Origin of the sequence: Amycolatopsis sp. NPDC051373, assembly GCF_040689465.1 — a bacterium.
Classification (GTDB): domain Bacteria; phylum Actinomycetota; class Actinomycetes; order Mycobacteriales; family Pseudonocardiaceae; genus Amycolatopsis.
Genome location: NZ_JBFBAE010000011.1, coordinates 304,134 through 311,223, shown reverse-complemented (window position 1 = coordinate 311,223; position 7,090 = coordinate 304,134). Strand labels below are relative to the sequence as shown.

The following is a 7,090-nucleotide window of genomic DNA, read 5'->3' as shown; positions in this document are numbered from 1 at the left end:
TGACCTGCGTCATGACAAGAAACCATTTCTTATGGTGCATATCAAGAGATAGTTCGCGATTTTTGTGCAGACATGTCGAGCCGGGGCGCGCCCCGGGCCGCGGCGCCCGCGGGGTCGCCGCCGATGACGCCGGTCGGGCCGGCCGTCGGGGTCTGGCCGGGGTAGTCCGGGACGAACGCCGTGCCGCCCCGGCTCGAGGTCGGGTCCGGCAAGGTCGACGTGGCCGGCGGGACCGCCGTGTTCGTGCCGCCCGTGCTGCTCTGCGTGGTGGTCGTGTCCGTCGGGTGGTGCGTACCACCCGTCCCGCCGGTCCCCCCGGTGCCGCCCGTCCCGCCGGTGTGGCCGGTGCCGGTGTGGCCGCCCGTGATCACCTGCTCGCCGGTGCCGTGGAACCCGGTGGCCGGGGTCTGCCCGGCCGTCCCGGTCCCCGTCGTCCCGCCCGGCGTGGTGCTCCCGAGCGACCCCGGAATGCTCACGTGCCCCGGCGGCGGCGGCGTGGACAGCCGGATCGCCGCGCCGTCGGACTCCAGCGTGCCGTACTGCGTCGGCAGCACCGACTTCGTGCTCGTGGTGACTCCGTTGTATTGGTCCATCACGCGCACGTTGGTGTCGTTGGCGGCGTTGTACTTGTTCAGCTTGTCCTGGTACGAGTTCTGGTCGTGGGCCGCCATGAACGGCCCCGCGATCGGGATCGCCGCCTTCAGCCCCGTCGTCCACGGGCTCGGCTTGTCCGGCTTCGGCGGCACCTCGACCACGGCGTGGCTCGAGTCCTCGAAACTGCTCGCCTGCATCTCCACCGACGCGTTGGTCATGTCGAGCGGGTCGGCCGTGTCCGCGAACGCCTTCTCCAGCGGCCCCGCTCCCGCGTTGGCGGCGTCGGCGCCGTTGCCCGTCCACGACTTCGCCATGCGGTCCTGCAGGTCCTTGATGCTCTGCGCCCGCTCCAGGTATGCCGACGACAGCTCCTGCACCTGCGTGGCCGCGGTCCGCAGCCCCGAGGTGTTGCCGTTTCTGAAGTTCTCGTAGATCTGCTTGCCGTCCACCTAAGCCCCCTTGAGTGTGCCGACGACGGCGCCGGCCACGGTTTCCGCGACCTGGCACGAATCCTGCTCGCCCTGATAGCCCTGGGCCGCCGTGGCGAAGGCGAGGTCGTCCGAGAGACCCACCCAGAGGTTGCAGTTGCCGCGAGCCCTGCGGTCGCTGAGATCGCTGAACACCGCGGGGTGACCGGCCACCGAGGGAGCGGGGTCCACGAAGCCCAGTTGCCCCGCGTCCTTCGCGCGGTAGATACCGGCGAGGCCGCCCATCCCCTGGTCGCGGTTCCCCGTGCCGATGATGATCTGGACGCTGAGCCCTTCGGCACCGATCTGCCAGCCACAGCCCGGCCCCGCCTCGGCGAACGGCCCGCTCACCGTTGCTTCGCCTTGCGCCGGATAGCGCAGCGGGGCCAGCACGCTCTCCGGCACGAGCGCGCAAGGTTTGCCCAGGTACGCAGCCGGATCGAGGGGATCGGTCACCTTCGGCGCACGGGAATCGGGGGCGGTGCCGGAGGCACTGTTCGGAGCCGGCTGCGCGACGCCCGCGGTGGGTGCCGAACACCCGCCCGCCACCAGGGCGGCCACGACCACGAGGGCGGCGCACCCCGCCCTCGCGCTGGTTCCGCTCATCGTGCCCGGCCGAGCTCGGCGTTCGCCTGGTCGGTCGCCACGGTCTTGTCCTTCGCCGCCTTCAGCTTCGCGACGTAGCCCTGCACGTACTGGCGCATCGAGTCGTTCTGCTCCTGCAGCGCGCGCAACGAGTCGCCACCGGTCGTGGCGTAACCACTGCTGGCGGGGTCCGTCCCGGGAGCTTTCAACGCCGTGACGATGTCCACGATCTTGCGGCCGTCCGCGGTGATCTTCGTCAGCTGGTCTTCCCACAGGCCGATCACGGCGTCGAGCTCCGCGGGCTCCATCTCGAAAGTGCCACCGCCCCCACCGCCGTACACGGGGCCACGGCCGGAGACGTCGCCGAAGACGGATTGGGCCGCGCGGCCCGCTTCGCCGATGATCAAGGCGTGTTCCTCTCCCCAGTCTCACTCACCGTGATGGCGCACAGCGTAGTCATCGCCCATGTCCGTGTCAGCATTACGTGGCCTCGGTGAGACGAAGAAGGAAACGGGCCGGTTCCGGCGACTCGCGGTCACAGTACGTACGTACGGATTGCGAGAACCCCGTCCCAGCTGTCAGGATTCCAGGATGCCACGGGTCAGCCAGGATCACCTCGACGCACGCCGGCGCCAGATCCTCGACGGTTCGCGCGTGTGCTTCGCCCGGTACGGATACGAGGGTGCCACAGTCCGCCGCCTCGAGGAGGCCACGGGTCTGTCCCGCGGGGCCATCTTCCACCATTTCCGCGACAAGGAATCGCTGTTTCTCGCACTCGCCGAGGACGACGCGGTGCGGATGGCCGACGTCGTCGCCGAACAAGGCCTCGTGCAGGTCATGCGCGAGCTGCTCTCCGGCGACAGCGAGCACCCCGCCGACTGGCTGGGCACGCGGCTCGAGGTGTCGCGGCGGCTGCGCACCGACCCGGAGTTCCGCGGCCGCTGGGCCGAGCGCTCCGAGCAGCTGACCACCGCGACGCGCGAACGGCTCATGCGCCAGCGCGAGGCCGGCAACCTGCGCGACGACGTGGACGTGGACGTGCTCACCGCGTTCCTCGAGCTGGTGCTCGAAGGGCTGGTCTCCCACCTCGCGATGGGACTGCCCGGCGACGACCTCGGCCCCGTGCTCGACCTGGTCGAGGAGACCGTCCGGCGCCACCGGCCCGGGACCATCCGCTAGGTGTTCACACTGCGGCGCGGTCACTTTCGTGTTGAATGTGCCCGTGGAGTTCCTCGACGCGCACGGACAGTCCCTCGCCCTCTTCGACCGGGCCGTGCACGAGATCGGACCCGGTGACTGGGGCCGCGACACCCCGTGCGCCGACTGGTCCGTGCGCGACCTCGTGAACCACCTCGTCGTCGAACAGCTGTGGGTCCCACCGCTGCTCGACGGCGCCACCCTCGACGACGTCGGCGACCGCTTCGACGGCGACCGGCTCGGCGACGATCCCGTCGCCGCCTGGGAGACCTCGGCGGCCACGGCGCGCGAGGCGTGGCTGGTGCCGGGCGTGCCGCAGCGCACCGTCCACGTCTCCTTCGGGCTGATCCCGGCCGAGGAGTACGGCTGGCAGATGTCCATCGACTTCGCCGTGCACGCCTGGGACCTCGCGATGGCACTGGGCAAGCCGAACCCCATCCCGGCGGACCTGGCCGCCCGCCTGCTCGAGGTCGTGCGTCCATGGGTCGACGACTGGCAGGGCATCGGCCTGTTCGAGCCGCCGGTCGCGGTCGGTCGCTCCGCGGACGACGCGACGCGGCTCGTGGCGCTCCTGGGCCGGCAGCCGCGCTGAGCCACACCGCTTCACCCGGCTGTCACCCGTCCGGCGTTCGGAGCACGTTAAGATTGTCGGCATCGTCGCAGTACAAGCCGATTCCCTTGCTAGGAGTGACTCCACACGTGCGCGCCGCGCAATCGCCCGGTGACAGTACCGGGCCGGGTCGACAACCCGGCTGCCCGCTAGCCTCCACCGCTCCCTCTCGCGTCCCGGACGGTGCGGCATGACCCACGTCCTGCTCTCCGTGGCCGGTGTGCTGGTCTTCATCCTCCTCACGATCGGCACCGGCCTCGCCGTCGCCGCCGAGTTCTCGCTGACCGCCCTCGAGCGCAGCACCGTCGACGCCGACGTGCGCCAGGTGGGCGACCGCCGCTCGCTCGCGGTGCAGAAGGCGCACCGCACGTTGAGCTTCCAGCTCTCGGGTGCCCAGGTCGCGATCACCCTCACCACGCTGATCACCGGTTATCTCGCCGAGCCGCTCATCGGCGAGCTCGTCCGGCCGGTCTTCGACGCGTTCGGCCTGTCCGAGGCCGTCGCGACCGGCGCTTCGATCGCCGTCGCGCTGGTGCTGGCCACGTTCCTGTCGATGATCCTCGGCGAGATGGTGCCGAAGAACATCGCGATCGCGCGCCCGCTGCGGACCGCCCGCGCGGTGAGCGGCTACCACTCGCGGTTCTCCGCGCTGTTCCGCTGGCTCATCACGCTCATGAACAACAGCGCCAACTTCGTGGTGCGCAAGTTCGGCGTCGAGCCGCAGGAAGAGCTGCGGTCCGCGCGCTCGCCGCAGGAGCTCGGCTCGATCGTGCGCTCCAGCGCCGAGAGCGGGAAGCTCGACACGTCCACGGCCGAGCTGCTGGACCGTTCGCTGCGCTTCGGCGAGCGCACCGCCGACGAGCTCATGACCCCGCGCGTGCAGGTCGAGTCGCTGACCGTGGACGACACGATCAACGACCTCATCGAGATCTCGCGCCGCACCGGCTTCTCGCGTTTTCCCGTCTACCGCGAAGACCTCGACGACGTGCAGGGCGCTGTGCACGTGAAGCAGGCCTTCGCCGTGCCCGGCGACGAGCGCGCCACCGTGCGCATCGGCTCGGTCATGCGCCCGGTGCCGACGTTGCCCGAGTCGCTCTCGGGCGACGATCTGCTCAACCGCCTGCGCGACTCCCGCTACCAGCTCGCCATCGTCGTCGACGAGTACGGCGGCACGGCCGGGCTGGTGACGCTGGAGGACGTGGTCGAGGAGATCATCGGCGACGTCCGCGACGAGCACGACGACCGCGAAGCCCCGGCGTCGCAGCAGGTCGGCTCGGACAGCTGGCTCGTGTCGGGCCAGCTGCGCTCCGACGAGGTCAGCGAGGTCACCGGCTTCCGCATGCCCGACGGCGACTACGAGACGATCGCCGGCCTCATCCTCGAACGCCTCGGCCGCATCCCCGCCGAGGGCGACGCCGCCGTCGTCGACGGCTGGCGCCTCACCGTCACGAGCATGGACCGCCACCGCATCGCCGAGGTCGAGGTGCGGCCCGTGGAACCCGGGCCGGGCCGGAACACCGACGAGAACGCCGGCCAGGACCCGGCCGCCGCACCAGAGCCCAACGCCGCGCCGCAGCCGGTCACCGAACGTGAGGTGGTCGCGTGAACGACTGGCTGAACATCGCCCTGGTCGTGGTGCTGCTGCTCGCCAACGCGTTTTTCGTCGGCGCCGAGTTCACCCTGATCTCCTCGCGGCGCGACCGCCTGGAAGCGTTGCTGGAGCAGGGAAAGACGCGCGCGCGGATCGTGATCAACGCGAGCAGGCACGTCTCGCGGATGCTCGCGGGCGCGCAGCTGGGCATCACCATCTGCTCGCTGCTGCTCGGCCGGCTGGGCGAACCCGCTGTGGCGCACCGGCTTTCGGGGTTCTTCGACCTGCTCAACCTGCCCGAACAGCTGCTGCACCCGATCTCGTTCGCGATCGCGCTGGCGTTCATCACGATGCTCCACGTGCTGATCGGCGAGATGGTGCCGAAGAACCTCGCCATCGCCGAGCCCGAACGGCTGGCGCTGTGGCTGGTGCCCGCGCACGTGGCGTGGGTGAAGCTCGCGAACCCCGTGATCTGGTTCCTCAACCTCGTGGCGAACTCGTTCCTGCGCGTGGTGAAGGTGGAGCCGAAGGACGAGCTGGAAACGGCCTACACCTCCGACGAGCTGGCCGAGCTGCTCAGTGAGTCGCGGCGCGAGGGACTGCTCGAACAGTCGGAGCACCAACGGCTTTCGCAGACGTTGTCGTCGGTCGCGAAGACCGTGTCCGACGTGCTCGTGCCCACCGCGCAGCTGACCACCCTCCCTTGTGGACCGACGCTCGGTGACGTGGAACGCGCGGTGTCCTCGACCGGGTTCTCGCGGTTCCCGGTCTGCACCGACGACGGCACGCTCACCGGCTACATCCATGTGAAGGACGTGCTCGACCTCGTCGGCCAGAGCCCGGACACCAGCGTGCCGGACTCGAAGACCCGGCCGCTCACGGAGCTGCGCGCCGACGCACGCCTCGACGTCGCGCTTTCGGCCATGCGCAAGGAAGGCAGCCACCTCGCACGGGCGCTCGACGCCGCCGGCAAGGCCGTGGGTGTCGTCGCGCTGGAGGACCTCGTCGAGGAGTACGTGGGCACCGTGCGCGACGGCACGCACGTGACGGCATGACCGGGCCGCTCGTCCTCGCGGAACCGGAATGGCAGGCACGTCAGGCCCGGCACGTCGAGCGCATGCGCGCGTGGACCGTGCCGCACCAGGAACGCCGGGCGCGGGATGAGAAGCACCCCGTGCTCGACTTCCTGTTCACGTACTACTCGTACCGGCCCGGGCACCTCGAACGCTGGCAGCCGGGCCCGGGCGTGGTGCTCGCCGGACCGGCCGCGCGGCGCTTCCTCGACCGGCCGGCCTTCGTCGAGACGGCCGCCGGCGTGGCGCTCGACCCGGCCGCCTTCACCGAACGCCGGGTCCGGACGGCGGAGTTCGTGCTGCGGCTGCTGGAAGCCACGGCGAGCCGTTCCCCGCGGTTGAGCTGCTTCGGCCTGCACGAGTGGGCCATGGTGTACCGCGAGCCGGCCGACTCCGTGCGGCACTCGCAGGTGCCGCTGCGGCTCGGCTCGGCCGGCACGGACATGGTGGTCGAATCGCTCGAGATCCGCTGCGGGCACTACGACGCGTTCCGGTTCTTCACCGACCCGGCACGGCCGCGCAACACCCTCGAGCCGGTCCGCGAGAACCAGGTCGAGCTTGAGCAGCCGGGGTGCCTGCACGCGAACATGGACCTCTTCAAATGGGCGTACAAGCTCGACCCGTTCGTCCCGGCGGAGCTGGTGGCCGACTGCTTCGAACTCGCGGCCGACGTCCGCGAGCTCGACATGCGGGCCAGCCCGTACGACCTTTTGGCCTACGGCTACTCTCCTGTGCGCATCGAGACGCCCGAAGGGCGGGCCGAGTACGCCCGCGCGCAAGGCGGCTTCGCGCGCCGGGCGGCGCCGCTGCGGGCTCGGCTCATCGCGCTCTGCCGTCACCTGCTCGGCGGCACTTGGTGAATTGTGTACAGACCGTGCAACTCTGAGTCACAATATTCACCGAGGGTCGCTAACCTGTTAGAGTGATAACGGTTTGATTGCATAGCAGCGCGTGTGCGCACATCTCGAAAGGA

At 70.2% G+C, this 7,090-nt stretch carries 8 protein-coding genes; 5 read left to right on the top strand and 3 right to left on the bottom strand.

Going from position 1 to position 7,090, the window contains the following annotated elements; genetic code table 11:
* Positions 1-41: 41 nt before the first annotated feature.
* Genes AB0383_RS22745 through AB0383_RS22735 form a run of 3 tightly spaced genes read right to left on the bottom strand, consistent with a single transcriptional unit; the run spans position 42 to position 2,053 of the window.
* Positions 42-1,043, bottom strand: a complete 1,002-nt coding sequence (locus tag AB0383_RS22745) for a WXG100 family type VII secretion target (RefSeq protein WP_366188447.1) — start codon at positions 1,041-1,043, stop codon at positions 42-44.
* Positions 1,044-1,622: a DUF3558 domain-containing protein gene (locus tag AB0383_RS22740; protein WP_366188446.1), complete on the bottom strand. Its 579-nt coding sequence runs from the start codon at positions 1,620-1,622 to the stop codon at positions 1,044-1,046.
* A 41-nt stretch (positions 1,623-1,663) separates the two neighbouring features.
* Positions 1,664-2,053 carry a hypothetical protein gene (locus AB0383_RS22735; RefSeq protein WP_364170767.1) on the bottom strand — a complete coding sequence of 130 codons (390 nt, stop codon included), beginning with the start codon at positions 2,051-2,053 and terminating at the stop codon, positions 1,664-1,666.
* A gap of 184 nt (positions 2,054-2,237) precedes the next feature.
* Here AB0383_RS22735 and AB0383_RS22730 point away from each other — a divergent pair, with 184 nt between their 5' ends.
* The 5 genes from AB0383_RS22730 to AB0383_RS22710 all read left to right on the top strand — a co-directional run bounded on the left by AB0383_RS22730 (position 2,238) and on the right by AB0383_RS22710 (position 6,977).
* Complete coding sequence (locus tag AB0383_RS22730; protein ID WP_364170769.1) at positions 2,238-2,825, top strand: helix-turn-helix domain-containing protein; 588 nt, start codon at positions 2,238-2,240, stop codon at positions 2,823-2,825.
* A gap of 28 nt (positions 2,826-2,853) precedes the next feature.
* Positions 2,854-3,435: a TIGR03086 family metal-binding protein gene (locus AB0383_RS22725; RefSeq protein ID WP_364170771.1), complete on the top strand. Its 582-nt coding sequence runs from the start codon at positions 2,854-2,856 to the stop codon at positions 3,433-3,435.
* 208 nt (positions 3,436-3,643) lie between these two features.
* A complete protein-coding gene (locus tag AB0383_RS22720) occupies positions 3,644-5,059 on the top strand; it encodes a hemolysin family protein (RefSeq protein ID WP_366188445.1) in 1,416 nt (471 codons plus the stop codon).
* On the top strand, positions 5,056-6,099 hold the full coding sequence (locus AB0383_RS22715; protein WP_366188444.1) for a hemolysin family protein: 1,044 nt from the start codon (positions 5,056-5,058) through the stop codon (positions 6,097-6,099). The genes AB0383_RS22720 and AB0383_RS22715 overlap by 4 nt, the downstream gene beginning before the upstream one ends.
* On the top strand, positions 6,096-6,977 hold the full coding sequence (locus AB0383_RS22710; protein WP_366188443.1) for a 3-methyladenine DNA glycosylase: 882 nt from the start codon (positions 6,096-6,098) through the stop codon (positions 6,975-6,977). The genes AB0383_RS22715 and AB0383_RS22710 overlap by 4 nt, the downstream gene beginning before the upstream one ends.
* Positions 6,978-7,090 lie beyond the last annotated feature (113 nt).

Bases quoted from the DNA above. Each gene is read 5' to 3' on its own strand.
- AB0383_RS22720 (WP_366188445.1), top strand. From the start codon at position 3,644: ATGACCCACGTCCTGCTCTCCGTGGCCGGTGTGCTGGTCTTCATCCTC.
- AB0383_RS22710 (WP_366188443.1), top strand. From the start codon at position 6,096: ATGACCGGGCCGCTCGTCCTCGCGGAACCGGAATGGCAGGCACGTCAG.
- AB0383_RS22730 (WP_364170769.1), top strand. From the start codon at position 2,238: ATGCCACGGGTCAGCCAGGATCACCTCGACGCACGCCGGCGCCAGATC.